A 1,475-nucleotide genomic window follows, 5' to 3' on the forward strand; every position below is an offset into this window, starting at 1 on the left:
AGCTGTGAACACCGGTCTGTCGGTTTCTCGTGTGGGTTCATCCGCACAAACCAACGCCATGAAATCCGTTGCTGGTCCTGTTAAACTGTCCTTGGCTCAGTACCGCGAAATGGCAGCGTTTGCGCAGTTCGGTTCTGACCTTGACGCTGCGACACAACAGTTGCTGAACCGTGGTGCACGTTTGACCGAGCTGATGAAGCAGCCTCAGTATTCACCATTGACCAACGCAGAAATCGTATGTTTGATTTTCGCAGGCACCAATGGTTACTTGGACAAAGTTGCTGTAAACCAAGTTGGCCGTTACGAAGCAGGTCTATTGGCACACCTACGTGGCAAACATGCTGATCTTTTGGATTACATCACAAAAGAAGATCCAAAAGTAAAAGGTGAAGCCGAGCAAAAAATTCGCGCCGCTCTGGACGAGTTCGCAGCAGATTTCGCATAAGTAAGGGGACGAGGCTATGCCAAGTCTTAAGGACTTAAAAAATCGGATCGAGAGTGTTAAAAACACTCGTAAGATCACCAAGGCTATGCAAATGGTCGCGGCAGCAAAATTGCGCCGCGCCCAAGATGCTGCCGAGGCATCGCGCCCCTATACAGAACGGTTTAACGCCGTTCTTGGGTCGCTGGCGGCTTCGGTCGGCGGGTCTGATAGTGCGCCACTGCTGCTTCGCGGTACAGGCAGCAATCAAACCCATCTGTTGGTTGTATTGACAGCAGAGCGCGGCCTATGTGGTGGTTTTAACGCGAACATCGCGAAATTGGCAAAAACGCGTGCAGCGGAATTGGTCGCTGCCGGGAAAACGGTCAAAATCTTGACTGTTGGTAAAAAAGGTCGTGACAACCTCCGTCGTGATTTCGGTGATAAATTCATCGGTCACGTCGATTTGTCCGAGGTAAAACGCGTTGGATATACTGACGCTCAAGCAATTGCCAAGGATGTATTGTCACGCTTTGAAGATGGCGAATTCGACGTCGCAACAATTTTCTTTTCGAAATTTGTTAACGTCGTGTCCCAAATTCCGACAGCACAACAGATCATTCCAGCCAGCTATGAGGCTGGTCAAGAAAATGCGGATGCAACGCTATATGATTACGAGCCAAGTGAAGAAGCAATTCTTGCGGATTTGCTACCTCGTGGTGTTGCAACACAAATCTTTGCCGCTCTGCTGGAAAATGGCGCCTCGGAACAAGGTGCGCGTATGTCCGCCATGGACAACGCCACCCGCAACGCAGGTGACATGATCGACCGTCTGACCATCGAGTATAACCGCTCGCGTCAGGCTGTAATCACCAACGAGCTCATTGAAATCATTTCGGGCGCTGAGGCGCTCTAAGGAATCGGAGAAACGAAATGGCAAACGCAAAAGGCAAAATCACGCAGGTGATTGGCGCCGTTGTGGACGTGCAGTTCGAGGACGCTCTTCCCGAGATTCTCAACGCACTGAACACCGACAACAACGGCAAGAAGCTTG

At 50.6% G+C, this 1,475-nt stretch carries 2 protein-coding genes and 1 pseudogene; all 3 read left to right on the forward strand.

Annotation, left to right across the window (positions count from 1 at the left end; genetic code table 11):
• Nucleotides 1–445 (forward strand): annotated as a pseudogene (locus AC1QQ2_RS14165) (F0F1 ATP synthase subunit alpha); the annotation flags it as partial.
• Nucleotides 446–461: 16 nt separating this feature from the next.
• Nucleotides 462–1,337, forward strand: a complete 876-nt coding sequence (locus AC1QQ2_RS14170; RefSeq protein WP_479713620.1) for a F0F1 ATP synthase subunit gamma — start codon at nt 462–464, stop codon at nt 1,335–1,337.
• Nucleotides 1,338–1,354: 17 nt separating this feature from the next.
• Nucleotides 1,355–1,475 (forward strand): hypothetical protein (locus AC1QQ2_RS14175; protein WP_479713621.1); only part of this gene is annotated, 121 nt, incomplete at its 3' end.

Origin of the sequence: Aestuarium sp. (genome assembly GCF_023253315.1) — a bacterium.
Lineage (GTDB): Bacteria > Pseudomonadota > Alphaproteobacteria > Rhodobacterales > Rhodobacteraceae > Marivivens > Marivivens donghaensis.

Bases quoted from the DNA above. Each gene is read 5' to 3' on its own strand.
- AC1QQ2_RS14170 (WP_479713620.1), top strand. From the start codon at position 462: ATGCCAAGTCTTAAGGACTTAAAAAATCGGATCGAGAGTGTTAAAAAC.